Annotated in this window: 13 protein-coding genes; 5 read left to right on the forward strand and 8 right to left on the reverse strand. The window is 34.9% G+C overall.

The features are described 5' to 3' along the window. Window positions 1–380 precede the first annotated feature (380 nt). Complete coding sequence (locus FEZ13_RS06685) at window positions 381–1,199, forward strand: squalene/phytoene synthase family protein (protein ID WP_186725808.1); 819 nt, start codon at window positions 381–383, stop codon at window positions 1,197–1,199. Between the two features lie 232 nt (window positions 1,200–1,431). On the opposite strand, the gene FEZ13_RS06690 is transcribed toward FEZ13_RS06685, so the two are convergent. Next, window positions 1,432–1,902 (reverse strand): YaiI/YqxD family protein, encoded by a 471-nt coding sequence (locus tag FEZ13_RS06690; protein ID WP_146551956.1) that lies wholly within the window; start codon window positions 1,900–1,902, stop codon window positions 1,432–1,434. 581 nt (window positions 1,903–2,483) lie between these two features. Here FEZ13_RS06690 and gdhA point away from each other — a divergent pair. Continuing rightward, a complete protein-coding gene (gene gdhA, locus FEZ13_RS06695) occupies window positions 2,484–3,857 on the forward strand; it encodes an NADP-specific glutamate dehydrogenase (RefSeq protein ID WP_186725809.1) in 1,374 nt (457 codons plus the stop codon). A gap of 935 nt (window positions 3,858–4,792) precedes the next feature. After that, the gene (pepF, locus tag FEZ13_RS06705) at window positions 4,793–6,607 is read left to right on the forward strand and encodes an oligoendopeptidase F (RefSeq protein WP_370467634.1); all 1,815 of its coding nucleotides are present in this window, start codon (window positions 4,793–4,795) and stop codon (window positions 6,605–6,607) included. Between the two features lie 132 nt (window positions 6,608–6,739). Here pepF and FEZ13_RS06710 read toward each other — a convergent pair whose 3' ends face one another. Then, on the reverse strand, window positions 6,740–7,417 hold the full coding sequence (locus FEZ13_RS06710) for a TerC family protein (RefSeq protein WP_146551957.1): 678 nt from the start codon (window positions 7,415–7,417) through the stop codon (window positions 6,740–6,742). Between the two features lie 1,159 nt (window positions 7,418–8,576). On the opposite strand from FEZ13_RS06710, the gene FEZ13_RS06715 reads away from it, so the two are divergent. Both FEZ13_RS06715 and FEZ13_RS06720 read left to right on the forward strand, forming a co-directional pair. Beyond that, entirely contained in the window at window positions 8,577–9,545 is a 969-nt protein-coding gene (locus tag FEZ13_RS06715; RefSeq protein WP_146551958.1) for a 2-hydroxyacid dehydrogenase, read from the forward strand. A 326-nt stretch (window positions 9,546–9,871) separates the two neighbouring features. After that, window positions 9,872–10,111 (forward strand): hypothetical protein, encoded by a 240-nt coding sequence (locus FEZ13_RS06720; protein ID WP_146549148.1) that lies wholly within the window; start codon window positions 9,872–9,874, stop codon window positions 10,109–10,111. Window positions 10,112–10,284: 173 nt separating this feature from the next. Here FEZ13_RS06720 and FEZ13_RS06725 read toward each other — a convergent pair whose 3' ends face one another. The 6 genes from FEZ13_RS06725 to FEZ13_RS06750 all read right to left on the reverse strand — a co-directional run bounded on the left by FEZ13_RS06725 (window position 10,285) and on the right by FEZ13_RS06750 (window position 18,650). Next, a complete protein-coding gene (locus FEZ13_RS06725) occupies window positions 10,285–10,929 on the reverse strand; it encodes a Yip1 family protein (RefSeq protein WP_146551959.1) in 645 nt (214 codons plus the stop codon). A 78-nt stretch (window positions 10,930–11,007) separates the two neighbouring features. Next, entirely contained in the window at window positions 11,008–11,301 is a 294-nt protein-coding gene (locus tag FEZ13_RS06730) for a hypothetical protein (protein WP_146551960.1), read from the reverse strand. Between the two features lie 218 nt (window positions 11,302–11,519). Beyond that, entirely contained in the window at window positions 11,520–12,731 is a 1,212-nt protein-coding gene (locus FEZ13_RS06735) for a hypothetical protein (RefSeq protein WP_146551961.1), read from the reverse strand. Between the two features lie 521 nt (window positions 12,732–13,252). Then, window positions 13,253–14,185, reverse strand: a complete 933-nt coding sequence (locus FEZ13_RS06740) for a C39 family peptidase (protein WP_146551962.1) — start codon at window positions 14,183–14,185, stop codon at window positions 13,253–13,255. A gap of 23 nt (window positions 14,186–14,208) precedes the next feature. After that, on the reverse strand, window positions 14,209–15,024 hold the full coding sequence (locus FEZ13_RS06745) for a sulfurtransferase (RefSeq protein WP_146551963.1): 816 nt from the start codon (window positions 15,022–15,024) through the stop codon (window positions 14,209–14,211). Next, entirely contained in the window at window positions 15,024–18,650 is a 3,627-nt protein-coding gene (locus tag FEZ13_RS06750) for a dynamin family protein (RefSeq protein ID WP_146551964.1), read from the reverse strand. The genes FEZ13_RS06745 and FEZ13_RS06750 overlap by 1 nt, the downstream gene beginning before the upstream one ends. Window positions 18,651–18,755 lie beyond the last annotated feature (105 nt).

The following is an 18,755-nucleotide window of genomic DNA, read 5'->3' on the forward strand; positions in this document are numbered from 1 at the left end:
AGCGAAGTCTCCTATTTAAAGTCTCAACATACTACGCTTTTCAAGATGAAGCCAGTAAAATAACACTCTTTTTAAATGAACGATCTCGAGCATAGCAATTGCCCTAAAAGGTTATTTTTTATCTTTTAGGGCAACTTTTTTTGGATAAATAGAATAACACTCTTTTACACAAGAACCCATCGTTTTTTCACCTCAAACACGTAAAAAAGTTAACATCATCATAACAGATCATGTGTTTTCAATGATTACCTCTAAATCAGCAGTATGTGAAAGTAGTTTTCCTAAAAAGATTGAGTATGATGGGTAGATTTGATTTTCTATTTTGCTAAATTTGATATACGATATAGTTAATGTTTTATTTTGAACGGAGGAAGTTTTCATTGAAACATCAAAAAGAATTATATAAAGAAGCCATGACCGTTTTAAAAGCAACAAGTCGTACTTTTTTTATCCCTATAACATTTTTAGAAAAAGAATTAAAAACTACCGTTGGAACAGCCTATCTGTGTATGCGTGCCATTGATGAAATTGAAGATGACGAAAAATTACCGAATACTATAAAAGCCGAATTATTACATGCAACGAGTCAATTATTATTGAAACCTTTTGACCGTAATGCCTATTTGAAATTATTAGAACCCTATAGACATCAATTACCTGAAGTAACATTAAGACTAAGCGATTGGTTAGCTCTTTGCCCAGAAGGAATTCGAAATACTGTTGCTTCTTCAACAAGTGAGATGGCAGACGGTATGGCAAAGTGGGCATCGAAAGGTTGGCATATTCAGACAAAAGAAGATCTAGATGAATATACCTACTATGTTGCAGGTCTTGTCGGTACTATGCTTTCAGATATATGGCTTTGGGGAGCAGGTATTAAAACCGACCGCGAACTAGCAATTGGTTACGGTCGTGGATTACAAGCCGTAAATATTTTGCGTAATCAATCAGAAGATAAAGAGCGTGGAGTGCAATTTATTCCAGATGGTTGGACACGCAATGACTTGTTCCAATATGCAGAAGAAAATTTGGCGAAAGCAGATCAATACAATAAAAGTATTTCAAAGCGAAGCATTTTAATGTTTTGTAAAATCCCTCTAGCATTGGCTCACAAAACACTTGATACGATGCGCAAGGGAAACGACAAAATGACACGTAAAGAAGTTGAACAAACGGTTGAAGAAATTACATCTGAATAATTATGTCCCCTTTTATCAAGATATAAAATCTTCTAAAACAAGCGAAAAGCAGTTGGAGCAGTGATCTTCCTCCAACCGCTTTTTTTCATTGGAATTTGTGATAGTTACAGGATCATAGGGTATTGTTAACTTTTTCAATCACCCCATCATAACTCGATATCATGATGACCACACTTTGAATCGCACTCAAAACCTGAATCCACAATTTATTGTGGAGTAACCTCTCTTTGATTTAATCACTCCCAGATGAAGGATAATGATTACTTGTCACATACTCGCATAGTCTACGAAAATGATTGATAAATTGATCATCCGCTTCTTTTGTTCTTTTTTTAGGTCCCTTTGTTCGTCCACCTATTTGACGGATTTTTTGATTAATATGACGTGAATATAAAAGTTGATCGATATTATGAGATGTGTACTGTAGGCCATTTTGATTCATCACATAGCCACCTTTAGCTAACACCATTGCGGCAAGTCCATAATCTTGAGTAATTGCAATGTCTCCTTTTTGTATTTGATTGACTAATGCAAAATCAACCGCATCTGCCCCTTTAGATACCATTACTGTTTGTACCCCTTCTATTTCAAATTGATGTGAGGTATCACAAAAAATAATCACCTTCAATTGAAATTCTTTTGCAATTTGAATGATCTCTTTAACGACAGGACATCCGTCTGCATCTATACATATTTTTGACATCTGTCTTACCTCCTACATACTAACTTTTCTCAGTTTTAACCTAACATGAAAATGCTGAATTGTTACAATTTTATTGCTTTTAAGGTGAATTTTCTATTAATTTTGTATTTTTATAATATTAATTGATTGTAAATTCACATAACTATGTCTAAAATACACTTATATGCATCAATTTCATAAATCCACTTATATTCTAAAAACACGAACATTTCAAATAAAATCTTCTTTAATATTCAGATTTTATATTTTACAACAGATGGTACTTCCGCAGGTTTGACGGTTGCCCCCTCGGTCCAATCTATCGTTGAACCCAAAGCTATTATCACAGGACATAGTACACGATAGCTTTATTTTTAACCTTTCTACGAGGTTTTTCAGTTCAAGCTTTTCTGGCAGACGTCTGAATGAGCTTCACTGCATCAGCATCGTACGAAGAAAATACGCATGGATTTTAGGGATTTGCCGTCTTTCACTACACATCTATCAAAATTGGATATCACTAAACGTTCGTATTTTCAGATGAATTTTGTGTTATGAAATGGATTCATATCATAAATAAAAATTCATGGAGGGTCTTCATAATGGTCACAGCGATGTCAGATTCACAAAAAGTAGCAACTGAATATATTGATACAGTATATAACAATCTTAAAGAAAAACATGGTCATGAACCTGAATTCTTACAAGCGGTAAAAGAAATTCTTTACTCTTTAACTCCAGTTTTTGCACAACGTCCTGAATATATGGAAGCAAGTCTTTTAGAAAGAATCGTTGAGCCAGAACGTGTCGTAAAATTCCGTGTATCCTGGGAAGATGATCATGGTAAAATCCAAGTAAACCGTGGTTATCGCGTACAATATAGCTCTGCAATTGGTCCTTATAAAGGTGGTCTTCGCTTCCACCCCTCTGTAAATGAAAGTATTATCAAATTCCTAGGCTTTGAACAGATCTTTAAAAACTCATTAACAGGTCAACCAATCGGTGGCGCCAAGGGTGGTTCAGACTTTGATCCAAAAGGTAAATCAGATGCTGAAATCATGCGTTTCTGCCAAGCATTTATGACCGAATTACACAAGTATATCGGACCAGACGTTGACGTTCCAGCTGGTGACATCGGCGTGGGAGCACGTGAAATCGGTTTCTTATTTGGACAATATAATCGTATCCGTGGTGCATATGAACCTGGTGTGATCACAGGCAAATTACCACGTTTTGGTGGTTCGTTAGCTCGTAAAGAAGCAACTGGATATGGCTGCGTTTACTTCGTACAAGAAATGTTAAAAGAAATTAATCTATCATTTGCTGGGGCAACTGTTGTTGTATCGGGTTCTGGTAATGTTTCAACATATGCGATTGAAAAAGCACAACAACTAGGTGCGAAAGTCGTTGCATGTTCTGATTCAAATGGCTATATTTATGATCCAAATGGTATCGACTTGGATACAGTGAAAGAAATTAAAGAAGTACAACATGGTCGTATTAAAGAATATGTTGAAACTCATTCAAATGCAACTTATACAGAAGGTTGCCAAGGTATCTGGGCTATTCCTTGTGATATTGCCCTTCCATGTGCGACACAAAATGAAATCAACGAAGAAGCAGCAAAAACCCTTGTCAAGAATGGTGTCAAAGCTGTTGGTGAAGGTGCCAATATGCCTTCCACACTTCAAGCGATTGACGTTTATTTCGCAAACGATGTATTGTTTGCTCCTGCTAAAGCTGCAAATGCAGGAGGTGTAGCTGTTTCAGCTTTAGAAATGGCTCAAAATAGCATGCGCCTATTCTGGACGTTTGAAGAAGTAGATCAAAAATTACATGTCATCATGACATCCATTTACAATAACTGCGTGAAGGCTGCCAAAGAATTTGGTCATGAAGGAAACCTGTTAATTGGTGCAAATATTGCTGGCTTCCTAAAAGTTGCAGATGCAATGATTGCTCAAGGTGTTATCTAATCAGTCTGTAACCTTTAGGCAAGGTATTGCACAGGTTTCATTCGTTTAGTTTGCTAAAAACTTATACCAAAACATACTTCTGTTAGTAACTCTAAAAGCGCGAATGGGTGCCGTTCACTCACTATTCGCGCTTTTTTCGATGACGCTACATATTTATCCTGTTTTTTTCTAATCAATACATCTGTTAAATTATATTCTACTCCAACCACGCGTGTTGATGATCCAATTTTCTCCATAAAGATAGGGAGAATTCGTTGATTTCCGCTACGGCTTGCACGACTCATGCGGGCGAGCGCTGAGCCGCTTCCTTCGCTTGCGCTCCGTGCAGGGTCTCAACTGTCTCGCTTTTCCCGCGGGAGTCAAGCAAGCCGCAGCGAAGATCTACATAAATGGAACGAAAAATACATGTTTTTTTAAGAATTATATCAAAAATATTTCCTAATTTCTGCCTAATCAACACGCCTGTACTCCAACGAAACTTTCACACTTTTAGAAAATGTTATACCTTGAACTTTGAGATGGGGGTCTTACTGCTCGTTAAAGCGGGATAAATTTGTCATTTTCAGGTGTACTGATTATCTAATGTTGTCCATGAAAATAGGAAGAGCTTGCTCGTTTTGTCTTTTATCATATTGAGCTATCACTTAACTGGAATAATTTCTTTAGTAGGTTTAAGTTGTCATTTTTAATTATAACTTCATACATTATCTGAAATATTTTACTTTACAAAATATACGATTTATAATGAAAATAATTCGTGCTACGTAATAAAGTGAAGCTTCCATCAGTGGTGGTTTTCTTCATCCCCCACTGATGGTTAGCTAAACCAATCGGACTTTTACAGGCACATCCCCCATCTCTCTTTCTCGTTTTTCTCTCTATCTTGAGATGGGGTCTTACTGCCCGTTGAAGCGGGATAAAAGGAGGGCTTTTACTTGATCGATCATGTACTAAAACGGAAAGATGTTCCTGTTGCTGAAACTTGGGATTTAACAGATCTTGTACCAAATGAAGAGGCATACAATGAGGGAATCCAACAAATCATTGAAGACGCGAAAACATTCAATGACAAATATCAAGGCCATATTACTGATGCACAACAGATTGTCAATGTCATCACGGACTATGAAGCTTTAATCACATCTATAATCCCATATGATGCATTTATGTCCCTAGACCTTGAAACAGATCAAACAAATGATGCTGCACAAATTCGTGCAAGTAAATTTGGTACAGTTTCCTCCCAAATCGCTAGTTTAGTATCATTTGTACACAGCGAAATTCTACAATTACCTGTAGAATCATTGGAAGAAGCTATTAAACTGGCACCGACTTATACACATTACATCAAACGCTTAATCAACAAAAAAGCTCATCAATTGCATCCAGCAGTGGAAAAAACGTTAGCCGCACTTGGCTCTACATTTGATGCGCCATATGGTTTATACAATACAACCAAATTAGTAGATATGAAATTTGAAAATTTCACTGTTGATGATAAAAGCTATCCGCTTAGCTACAATCTTTTTGAAGGTGATTGGGAATTAGAATCCGATACTGCCATACGTCGTGAAGCCTTTAAAGCTTTTTCTAAAAAGTTGGCAGACTATCAACATACAACGGCGAAAACGTATAATACGCATGTACAAACTGAAAAAACAATCGCTACTTTACGTGGTTATGAATCAGTCATTGATTATTTGCTATTTGATCAAGAAGTGGACCGTGATTTATATAATCGTCAAATTGATATCATTATGAAAGATTTAGCACCGCATATGCGTCGTTATGCAAAACTTCTTCAAAGGGAACACGGTTTAGACAAAATCACTTTTGCCGATTTAAAAATTTCACTTGATCCAGATTATGAACCATCTGTCACAATTGAAGAATCACGCAACTATATGAAAAAGGCTCTAGGTGTCATGGGAGAAGACTATTTAGAAATGATCGATAGTGCATTTGATGATCGCTGGATTGACTTTGCTAATAATGAAGGAAAATCTACGGGTGCGTTTTGTTCTAGCCCATACGGATCTCATTCTTATATTTTAATTTCTTGGACACAACGTATGAATGAAGTATTCGTATTAGCACATGAACTTGGTCACGCAGGTCATTTTAGAAATGCACATAAATATCAATCATATTTTAACAGCGAAGCTTCTACGTATTTTGTAGAATCTCCATCCACTATGAATGAGATGTTGATGGCCAATTATTTACTAGAACATTCAGATGATCCCCGTTTTAAACGTTGGGTTATTTCAACAATTGTTGCTCGTACTTACTACCATAACTTTGTTACACATCTGTTAGAGGCTGCTTATCAACGCAAAGTATATGAACTCATAGATGCTGGCGAAAGTGTCAACGCAACGATTCTAAACCATTTAAAACGTTCTGTTTTAGAGGAATTCTGGGGAGAAGATGTAGAGATAAATGAAGGGGCTGAATTGACTTGGATGCGTCAGCCACATTACTACATGGGCTTATATCCTTATACGTATAGTGCCGGTCTTACTATTTCTACTCAAGTATCACAACGGATTTTACATGAAGGTCAACCTGCTGTAGATGATTGGCTAAAAGTACTGCAAGCAGGCGGTACGAAAACACCTGTCGAATTAGCACAAATGGCTGGCGTTGACATTTCAACGGATAAACCTCTTCAAGATACAATTGCTTTTATCGGCACATTGATCGATCAATTAGAAGAGTTGACTGAAGAAATTTATCAAGCCAAATAGTAAGCCCTATCTTGTACTAAAAAATACTGTGAACAAAATTGGTCATCAAAAAAGTACAATTCAAACATTCATTTGAATTGTACTTTTTACTTTTAGAACATTTTTGTTTTCTTTCGCTAAATACTATACTCACTACTTCTTGGTGATATTTCGTACTTGGCGGTTTTTAGTCCATAAACCAACAATCATTAACAATACCACGCTGACGATCGGTATAATATGTTCCATCATTGGGAATGTAAAGTCAACAAGTCGATGTCCATACTTATCTTCCACGATCATGGTTCCTGCAGTATAGGCAATCAATAGCGCGCCAACCCAAATAAGAATCGGAATTTTTTCCATTAATTTAATAATAATTTGGCTACCGAATATAATTAAAGGGATACTAACTAGTAAACCTAGTGCTACAAGTCCAATATGACCATTCGCAACACCTGCAATTGCTAAGACATTATCTAAACTCATAACAAAGTCTGCAACTATAATGGTGCGAACTGCGGCAAATAAGCTACTACTACTTTTAACATCTGGATCACCTTCACCAGATCTTAGCAAGTCAAATGCAATATAGAATAACAATAAACCACCGACAACTTTGACAAATGGTATTCCTAAAAGCCAAACTGCTATAAAAGTTAAAAGAACTCGTAAAATAATAGCGCCAGCTGTACCAAGAAGAATAGCCTTTTTACGTTGACCTTTTGTTAAATTGCGGCAAGCAAGAGCAATAACAACTGCATTATCCCCACTTAATACGATATCTAACAAAATAATTGAAGCTATTTTTGCTAGGAATTCTGCTTCCATTTCTTCTCCTACTTTCTAAAGTCCTATCCTTGTACTATTCTACTCTTTTCCTCTAAAATGAAAAAGGGAAAACTATTTTTTAGAAAAAAATTTGTGATTGAATCCATTTCATAATGCAAAATTCAGATAAGAAATGCGAACGCTGAATAAGCCTCCTTGAACTAACACCGCACGAAGGAAATGCGCATGCATTTTCGAGGAGCCGCCGTCTTCTGCTCCACAACTATCAAAATTAGTGATGATTAAATATTCGCATTTTTTAAGAAGAAAATGATCTATGAAATTGATTCATTTATACTTTTTCTTTTATTTAATCAGTTTACGATTCACGTTTGTTTTTTATTCTTCATTACCTATAACTTTCTGAATCGTATAATGAATCTATTGATCGAATTCAGGTCAAATAAGTATCCATCTTCAAGATTTTGTTTGTGAATCTTACTGGATAGAAACTACTTTCCATAGGCAAATAAAGAGTGACCCATTATTTTATTTGAACTATTGATTGAGTAGCTTGTATATCTTAAAAGTTGATGATTTCTAAAAACTTGACGATCTTAAAGCAGATAAAGTGGGGGCACACGATCGTTTTTTCGTCCACAAGTCCGCCGCATTCACTGGAACAACCAGTTTTTATGGGCAGCAGATACTTATTCTCCACTTATTTACCTACTTATAGTGGAGCTGTTGTCTTACTACTTGGTTAATACGAGAGGAAGAGGTTGAAGCATAACGGAACAAACACACCTTATAAATCCTAGCTTTCAAATAATGTCCTTCAAATCAATTGTTTAATTATTCTTTCTCCATATTATTTATGATGTTTATGTTGTGTTAAAACTACAATTTTATAAGAGGTTGCTACTGCATAACCTATTAGAACAATATATAAGAAATATCTTTGCATTTGATTGAGAAAGATAATATACGTAATACATATCACTAATATCGTATACATGAATAGATCAAACCAAATTTGACGTTCTTTATCTTCCATGACAAATCACCTTCCGCAAAAGGATTCATTATTCATAGCTATTGATAAATTCGACAATATGCATTCAAATTTCCTCTAAATAATGAGCATTTTTAGATTTTGTACATAATCTTCATATATACTTAATATGACATTAACATTTTCCAATGGAGGAGTGTTTTAATGAAACCAAAACTTTTAATTATACGCGATATCAAAAAGGATATCATCAACAAATTAGCTGAGCATTTTGAAATTGATTACCAGCCTTCGTGCTCAAGAAAACAATTACTGATGTCGCTACAAGAAGCTTATGCCTTACTAAACTATGGGATAAAAATAGATGAAGAACTCATTCAACATGCTCCTAATTTAAAGCTTGTTAGCAATATCAGTGTTGGCTATGATAATTTTGATACGGATGTCATGAAAAAGGCTGGAATTATCGGGACACATACTCCCTATATTTTAAATGATAGTGTTGTAGATTTAACATTTGGTCTTATGCTAAGTGCTGCTAGAAGGATTAGCGAACTTGATGCCAAGATCAAAAAGGGACTCTGGACAGTAAAAGATGATGTAAATTATTACGGATTAAATGTTCACCACAAAAAGTTAGGTATTATCGGTATGGGACGTATCGGCGAAGATTTAGCTAGACGAGCAAAACTAGGCTTTTTAATGGATGTTAGCTATTATAATCGTCGAAAAAAACCTGAATTAGAAGAACAACATATCTATTGGAAACCTTTAGAAAAATTACTCGCGGAATCTGATTTTATTGTTATGTTGACACCACTCACTGCGGAAACCAAAAATATGATCGATGCATCGAAATTTAAACAAATGAAAAATACCGCTGTATTTATTAATATGTCGAGGGGTGCAACTGTAGACGAAAAAGCTATGTACTTTGCACTGAAAAATAAAGAAATTTATGCAGCCGCTTCAGATGTATTTGTTCAAGAACCCATTAATATGGATAATCCTCTACTCCAATTAGAGAATTTTACGGCGGCACCCCATATCGGTTCCGCAATCCATGAGACAAGAGATGACATGGCGCAACTTGCTGCTGAAAACATTATTGAAGTGTTGATCCATGGAAAAAAGCAAAATGTAGTACCTGAATTACAGATACTTTTAAAATAAAGTGAAACTTCCATCCATGGGGTTTTCTTCATCCCCACTGAATTAGAGGAACTCAGGTTAAAGGCACCACGTCCTGTGGCAACAACTAAGGGACCAACATCTTGCCCGTCCGAACCAATCGGACGCATACGGCAGTTCTTCCCATACCTATCTTTCTTATTTTTTTTAGATGGGGTCTCACTGCCCGTTAACGCGGGATAATCTTAATATTCACCATCAAAACCATAGCTATTGGTCTCTTTGTTTTAAACAACATCAAATTGTATTGTATACTTATTAGGAAAGACATATTGTTCATAAGATTTTTAGACAAAGGATGTAGCATAATGGATGTAAATAAAAACTCAGGTAAAAACCCTAGTGTACTTACTGAAGATGAATTAGCTGTCTATGAATTTGCGCTTCGAGATGAATTTAATGGGATGCATATTCCCCCAGAAAAACAGGAATATTATCTTGAAAAAATCCTCAAAGCAGATGAAGAAGGCATATTGCATCTAAGAAAAAAGGGCGCCATTGCGATTTCTAGAGAAGTTGTCAATGAAGGAAATATATTCGGAGCATAATGAATCGTTTTTTAAAGAAAGGTCGCTGTACTACTAATGACAGTAATACATCGATCTTTCTTATTTTAGTCCTTAATCATTCTCGACTCAATCTTTTAACGATTGAGAAAACGTTATGATCCTAAAACGATCATACAGATTCTTTTTTTCTGTATAGCGCTGCGTCATTGTTATCATATCGTAGAAAATGTGATGAAGAACAATACACCAAACGCTAGACAAACTATTAATAGTAAAAATGTTGGGATGAAAATCGTAAAAAATGCTTTCCAATTTGAAAATCGATGTGCGACTGCCACTCCAGCGACATTAATAATAAATGTCCAAACTGAAATAATGATAGCTATAAGAAATGAAATAGCTGAAATTCCTATCATAACATTTGAAGTTACATAATTTGTATCAAAAAAAGTTTGTGGTGAATTGGCCATCCACACAATCATAAATGGTGTAATCGCGATGGTTGGTATAAATAACGCACTTTTCACTCTTAAAATATCTTCAAAGCTACCTTTGCCTCCAAAGATTTTACCAACAAGCCAAGTAATAACTGTGCTTATTAATACAGTAAATATACCTATAAAAGGTCCCGATAAAATACAAGCCATTAGCAATAGCCATGTGGCATAGAAAGGATACAGCTTTGTACCTTCTAAACACACAATGCTACTTGCTATACCGCCTAGTAAAATAAGGAAAATTGTAAATGACCATTTTTTTTGATTGATTAAATATTGAGCAGTCCTTTTGGGATGCCACCATATTGAAAAAAATGGTTGGATTTCATACTCGTGATGATGATCTTGAGGTAAATTCATTAAATCTTTAATCTCTCCTTTTAGTATAATCTATCGTTTAACGAAAATAATCTGCGACCATGAGCTTGTAGATTAAATTTATAACAATACTTCATTGAAATAGGGTCCTATATGTTCAATATAAAGATTTGCATCTTCTTTTGAGTTTAATGTCAAAAGTGTACGTTGACCATCTACTTTAAAAGTAACACCTATTTTATACCGATCTAACTTTTCTTGAACTTGTTCTTTTGTGAGGATGTGGAAATGTTCAAGAATGCCAATTTCAAGCAGATCAAATGGTTCTCCTTTTGTATTCACTGCATATATTTTTTCGATTTTTTGCGTTTCTTTTGAAACAAGAATTTGACTGACACGGAATTTATTTTTCAAAATGTTCATCCACTTTCTTTTTTCTTATCCATTTGCTTTTGTACTTTAGAAAAATGATTTTAGTGTTCATTCATCTACTCTTTTGAAAATTACATGACCAATTGATTTCCACATGGGTCTACTCGCTTTTCGCACGATAATTGAACCCTACTCCAATCGAATGATAGTCTTAAAGCAATCAAGAGAGGAAGAAGCCTCTTACCATGTGAAGTTTTACTTTAATCCGGCCAAGGAAAATCATTTTGATAATATTCTTCTTTTAAACGCCTCAAATCAAAACTCCATTTTTCAATTGCATTTGCATATCTTTTTTGATCTTCTTCTCTTCCCATTTTTAGTCTGATTCTTTTATGTAATTCATTGACTGTTGCTTGTAAGCCATACTCTTTCATAAATTCCAGTAAAGCTGCCCAGCGTTGTTCATCTGTACGGTTCGTTATTTGATAACCAAAGTTCCGAAGCTCACTATAATGAGGATGCCGATATCTATAATCTTTAAGGCTCATATATTGAGTCTTTTTTCCAATATTATAGTGGTATCCAAATTCTTCTTTAAAAAATTTTTTCAAAATACTTTGTACCATTTCTATTTTCAATAAGTCAATACATAGCTCTTTCTCATGAAAAAGCTTCATCATTGAATATAAGCAACTTCTGTCTTTTTTATATAAGTACAGTTTATATAAACTATAAAATCTTTTGGCATAATAATTCTCATCTTTATTGTAAAAAAACTGAAATTGTTCGTTGTCTTGATGTTCTTTTATCTTATTGTAATAGATTATGTATAAAAGAATATTTAACGCATCTTCATCATTATATGAATATAATCTATTAGAGCGTATAAGTTCATCCAATAAATGTTTAATCATATCTTTCATTTTATCAGAATGGTAGGCAAATAGGATTTTTCTGACGGACTGCGATTGTGCTGTTACAAATAATTGGTGAAAGAATAGATAGTTCTTTTTTATCTCTCTTTTAATGACTCTTTTTTGATAATAATCAAAAAAAGCGAATGCATCACTGAGAATTTGCATCAATTCCTTGACATATCCTTCTATTTGCTCTTCTTTCACAGCCAGTTTAAGGAGTTGTTTGATCAGTTCTACTTTGTCATCATTGGTAATTTCATCTTCGCATAATAAAACAGTTATGATGCCAATGACAGTTGTCCTCTGTTGTTTCACATTCAATTCTTTTAACAGTAATTCTCTACTGCTATTCAAATCTAAGTTTACCTTTTTTAAAGTTTCTACATTTTCAAGTAAAGCTGAGATTCTCTCTTTTAACTTATGAATTTGATGTACTTGATTGTCGTTTTCAATTTCTAAAATTTTGATTCTTTTGCTATAAATACTCTCCATTTCCCATAAACCCTGTTTAAGCTGTATGACAATCGATTCTAGTAGATTTTCTTTTGTTCCCAATACATCACCTCATTAAGAGTTTTATTATGCTGAATATACCCTTTAGAACAACGGTTTTTTTAAGAACTTCTGAAAACTAACGATAGATAATGCAAGAAAATGTCATCTATTTTTTTCTATTTCTGACATTATTCTATTATTCGACAAAATAAGCGATTCTCCTTTTTAATCAGGATTTTTTTGATAATATGTCGAACTACATCCGATTGACTATTACGAGGATAACGATGAATTTATAATTCCCCCTAACACTTGACTTCATAGTGTTTGGTCTTTATAAGCTTGTACTCCATAATAAAAGTACTAATCTCATATAAATGACACTGGAACTGTATAAAGTAAAACTTCACACAATGGAAGATTCTTTACTCTACTGCACATCAGCTAAACCAATCAGACTTTCACAGGCAGTCTGCTCCCCACTCAGCCCATTTTTACTGGAGTCTTGAAAGAGGAGGGCACTGCCTATTAAGGAATAATTTATGCAGCTAGTCGATAAGATAAAATTCTCTTTGTATCACTTAGCGTACTACAACAGCATATTTTAAAGCATTATAGGCGCGTTCAAATTCATATTTGTTTACCCAATATTCACCTTTGTTATTTGGATCTATAACCTTGTAACGTTTTGTCTTACTACTATAGCCGGCCAATGTCATCACATGAAGATTATCAACCATTTTAACGTTTTTCCCGGCAGAACCCATATTCCATTTTGTCCATTTAGGTTTTGAGAAATTCAAAGTGACATATACGACAATTGGATTGCCATTAGCAAGCTCTTGACGTAAAGTACTTACAGATGCACCTGAAATATCTTTGACCGTATTACTATATTTCTTTCCATACTTCGTTAAAGGCTTTGGAAAAATAGATTGAAATACACCATCAATAGAATGGTATGGAGAACCAGCGAAACCCTTAAACGGATTACGTGTAGTCTTTGGCATATTATTCAAGAGTTTTTTATAGCTCGTCTTTTTAGCATATCCCTTGTAACGTAACGCTTGTAACAGACTTGCACCTTCACATCCAAAAGGGGCGTAAACCGGTTTTAGCTGATTGATATAAGGTACATTTAAGGAAATGGCTTTCTTGTCACCACTTGTTTTATAAATAAATTTTTTAGTCAAAAGTTTTCCTGAAATCCAACCATATGTTGAACCGATTTTTATTTTATACCAATAGACTTTATCCTTATTTTGTTTACGAACAACAGGTTTAATCGTTGTGCCTTTTTTGAGCGTTTTTAAAATTTTATGATTTGTTCCAATTCCCGAGCGCACATGACTATTCACTTTTAAAATATATTCATTTGATACTTTTTCCGATGCCGATGCAGCTTGTGCGGTTAATGGCTGTACGATATTGGCAAGACTTGCCGCCAATAATGTTGCACTTAATGCTGTAACAGCCAGCAATTTCCTGCTATTTTTTGTCCTTTTTAATAGCAACTGAAAACCCTCTTTCTACGGTTTTATTCTCCTTTTTCCACTTCATATTCAGTGATCCAATCACTATAGCTTCCTGTATACAATTGCACATTTTGATAATCCATTTCTTTTAAAACGGCATAAAGTGGTGATGCTGTTACACCGCTTCCGCAGTATACAGTAATAGGTTCATCTTTAGATACAACTTCTAGCAGACTATCATTAGGTGCTAAGTACCCTTTTGTTTTTAACTGTTCCCAATCATAATTTAGTGCTCCTGGAATATGCCCCGCTACTTTATCGATTGGTTCTATTTCCCCTTTATAACGATTATGCGCTCTTGCATCTAGTAATGTACGTTTTACTTTTCCTTCTACAATATCCTTTACCCCATTACGATCTGTATATAAATGGTCTTGCCAGTCGATTTCTAATGAAGTCGTTTTCACTTTTGACTTCTCATTCGATGTTTTAAAACCAGCTTGCTCTAATGCTTGATAGCCTTCTTGAACAACTTTTACATTCTTGAATCCACCATATTGCAGCATCCACCAAGCTCTTGTTGCAAATGGTGCGCCACCTTGATCATAGATGAGAATATTTTGTTGTTGTTGTAAGCCGCTTCTCTCAAAAAGTGCCTTTAGCTGCTCTTTATCAGGCATTGGATGCCTACCTGCCGCTTTGTTCATATCAGATAAATCTTTTTCTAAATCCCAATAGACAGCTTGATCGATATGACTGTTTTCAAACAGATGATGCCCTTCTGCTGAATCCTGCAAATTAAAACGTGCGTCAATCCATTTATACGCATACTGGTTGTTCAATTCTAAATCTTTTACTGAAACGAATACATTTCCCATTAATTTTTCACTCCATTCATTAATGATTCATAGATTAACTTCCATTCATCCAATTTACTGCTTTCTTGAAGCAATGATCTCTCTGTTTCAATTTGTTCAATCGCTTGTTTACTAATGTACAAACGTAATTCTTCTGCTTCTTTCGTAATCACATCTTCTGACCATTTTTTCATCCGTTCAGCTTGCTCATCTAGATAGGATTTTGCAGCTGGCTTTGTTAATTCTTCAAGTGCTTCACGCAATTGAATACTATCCCCTTTTTCAAAGAATGATTTACTATTTTTGAAATAGGATTTGACAGATTCATAAGGTTTTGTACTTGTAAAAGGACCTGTAAACTCTAATATGGCTGGTTCTTCAACCTCAAATGGCATAAATGAAAAACTTGCATTGAGATCCTTTAATTGTTTTGTATCATAAACATAATGCTCTTGAATTTTTTTCAAAATAAATTTAGCTAAACGGAAGTTTGTAACACGCATTTCTTGTTCAAAGTCAAAACTTAAACTTGCTAATACTTCTTTCAAGGCAATATCTAACGCAACTGATGATGATTTCGAAGCAAACGTCGTTGGATTATAGCCCTCTTTAAAGAAATCTGGATAACGATAGTAAACTCGTTGTAAAACATAGTACACTAGTTCACTCAATTCTTGCCATGCATCTTTTTCGATCGTTTGTGCCGCAGAGTACATAAAATGAGTATGGATATATTGCTCTAATTTTGCTAATTCAGCAAGCCGTTTTTCTTTATCCTTTAAATTTTCTTCTGTATGTTGGATCAGCATCCGTAAGCGTTCTTGTGCTTTTTCTGTTTCTTCCACTAAAGCCTGTACGGCAAGTGCTGTCAGTTCTTCAGATAAAAAGTGATGGAAATTCTCTTCAAACATTGACATACCTGAATCTAACGCTTTTTCTTCAACTTTTTCTTGCAATGCCAGTATGCTTGAAACGCCGAATAATCTTGGTTTACGAATACCAAAACGTTGTAATTCCTGTTTTACATATGTTTTCACATCTTCTGCTTCCTCATTATTGGAGGCAAGGTCAATGGCATTGACAACAAAGAACATTTTATCGAGTTCAAAGGCATCTTTGACACGCCCTAACTGGATTAAAAATTCACGGTCTGCTTTTGCAAATGCATGGTTATAGTAAGTTATAAATAAAATAGCATCGGCATTTCGGATATATTCAAAGGCTACTCCAGTATGGCGAGCATTAATCGAATCTGCTCCTGGGGTATCCACTAACGTAACACCCATACGTGTCAATTCACAATCAAAATAAAAATCAATGGTATCGACGAAACAACTTCGATTTTCCTGTGCTACAAATTTTTCAAATTCCACACGGTTTGTACGTATTGTGTTCCCTAACTGCTCTTTAAAGATTGGATATCCTTCTTTAAAAGCACGGATAAAAGATTTATGGACATGCAGTCTTTCATTCTCTAGTTTTTTTGCCAGTGCTTCCTCTGTTTTATGATAAGCATCTTCTAAAGATGAAACTCGAAGGCCGATCGCGCCAAAGCTTGCAATGATATCTTCTTGTAATTGCTGTACTGTTTTTAAATGGACATCTGCTGTTTCATGTGGATGTTCCGATGAAACTGGACGTATTTTATTAATAGCAGCTGTTGTTGGATTAGGCGAAACTGGTAATACTTTTTGTCCCATCAAAGCATTTGAAAAAGAAGATTTGCCAGCACTAAATGCGCCAAATAAAGCAATCGTGAAATCCTTTTTCTCTAAACGTTGCACTTTATTTTTCAAAAAGTTTGCGACTTCTGAGAAGCCTTGGATGGATGCAACTTCATTAGCTGTTGTTATTGCATTTTGAAGAGCCGTTGTTGTATGAATGGATACTCCCTTGTCAATTTGTTCATCTTCTACGCCTTCAATCTCTGATTCTTTTTCCTTTGCCAGCATAGAAGGATCAAATTTACGTATCTTGTCAAAGGCTTCAGCATGTTCTTTCGACCAAGTAGAAACGAATTGATCTGCTTCTGGGTTAACAGTTTCGATTGATACAGATTTTTGAATTTCAAAATACTTTTGTTGTTGTTCAATAGCTTCAGCAGCTGTAATAACTTCAGCTTTTTCTTTTAATGATGCGCATTTTTTCTTAAGCGGTTCGGTAATGGTAATTGATAATTCTTTAATATATGAAGCTTTTTCAAATTTCCAATCATCCGTACTTTGTTTGTACCATCTTTTCGTCGCATCTGCTACACGATTGGCAAAATTCAACAATGCATCCCCTGTAATGCCAGAGTCTAATTTGACTTGTTCTTCAATAACACGCATTGGTGGTTTTAAAGTCATTTCATCAATCTCATGAGCCATTTCATCTGTCAGTGCATTAACCTCTTTCAAGGATTGCTTCATAAGCGCTCTCAAATGACCGGAAATTTGAGATGTTGTGATCGAACTATATAATTCATAAAGGCTCTCTTTACGTGCCAATTGTTCCGCTTGTGTTTTCTTCCCTGAAAAAAAGGTTCCCACTTTAAAATTAGGTTGGATACTTTCTAAATAGAGTGTGAGTTTTTCCCGTAGCTCAAACGGCATAATAGCTGCGCCTGCATTTTCTAAAAGCTCATCCCGATGATCATCAAAGCTGTGCTGCCAATTGGAAGACGAATAGAGCTTTAGTTGATGCAAAACAGTGGCATAATCTTCGGTGATGGCTTGACGGTTTTCCCATTCTTCACTTGACAATTTGTCTTCATTATTCACCAACAGCTCTTGTTTATTCGTCGTCAAATATTGGTCATGTTCCATATTTAACTGTTGTAATGTCTTTTCTGCTACTTGAAGCAAACGTTCCTGCCAGCCATCCATACTATTCATCACGATTTCTTTTACTTGTTCGAAATCATTATGACTATTGGCTGGATCACGTAACGACGTAAAGAAGATCCCTTTTGGATTTACACCCCAGTTGGCAAAAGAGGTGTAAACGGAATTAGAAAAATCGTTGAATGATAATTCATTTTCTTTATGTTTATCAATTTGGTTCACGATCAAATAGACATTCGGATTATACTTCATCAAATTTTTTGTGAATTGAAAGTTCAGTTCTGATTGAACATGGTTATAGTCCATGACATAAAAAACAATATCTGCTAAATGTAATGCGGATTCAGTTGATAGTCGATGTGCATCATCCGTAGAATCGACGCCCGGTGTATCCATTATCGTAATTCCTTCTGGTAGAACCGAATCTTGATGACCGATTTCTATTTGTGAAACAAGCGCACCATTTTTCGCAAATTCTTTCACTGTACGGATATCATAGTTTTCATCAAACAAAACAGGCGCCTGATCTGTTAAATAAGCAATTGCATAATCTTTGTCAGATTTATGTACTTTCACAACATTTGCACTTGTTGGAATTGGACTTGAAGGTAAAAGTTCTTCTCCAGTTAATGCATTGATCATACTGGATTTACCTGCAGAAAAATGGCCAGCAAATGCAATCATATATTCCTTATTTAGAAGCTTTTCAGCAAATAATTTTGTTTTTTGTAGTCGTTCTTCATCTTCATTATGTTGATAAATTAAATATTGAACTGCAGTCTGCTTTAAAAGTTTCTGTAATTGCGGTTCGAATTCTGTCATAACAATCATTTACCCCTTTTAATAAGTGATAAACTTATTTTACCATGCCCAAACAAAAAAAACCCTCCCATTTTTACATAGAAGGATTTAAGAAATTATTTTATA

Source organism: Rummeliibacillus sp. SL167 (assembly GCF_007896505.1).
GTDB classification, from domain to species: domain Bacteria; phylum Bacillota; class Bacilli; order Bacillales_A; family Planococcaceae; genus Rummeliibacillus; species Rummeliibacillus suwonensis.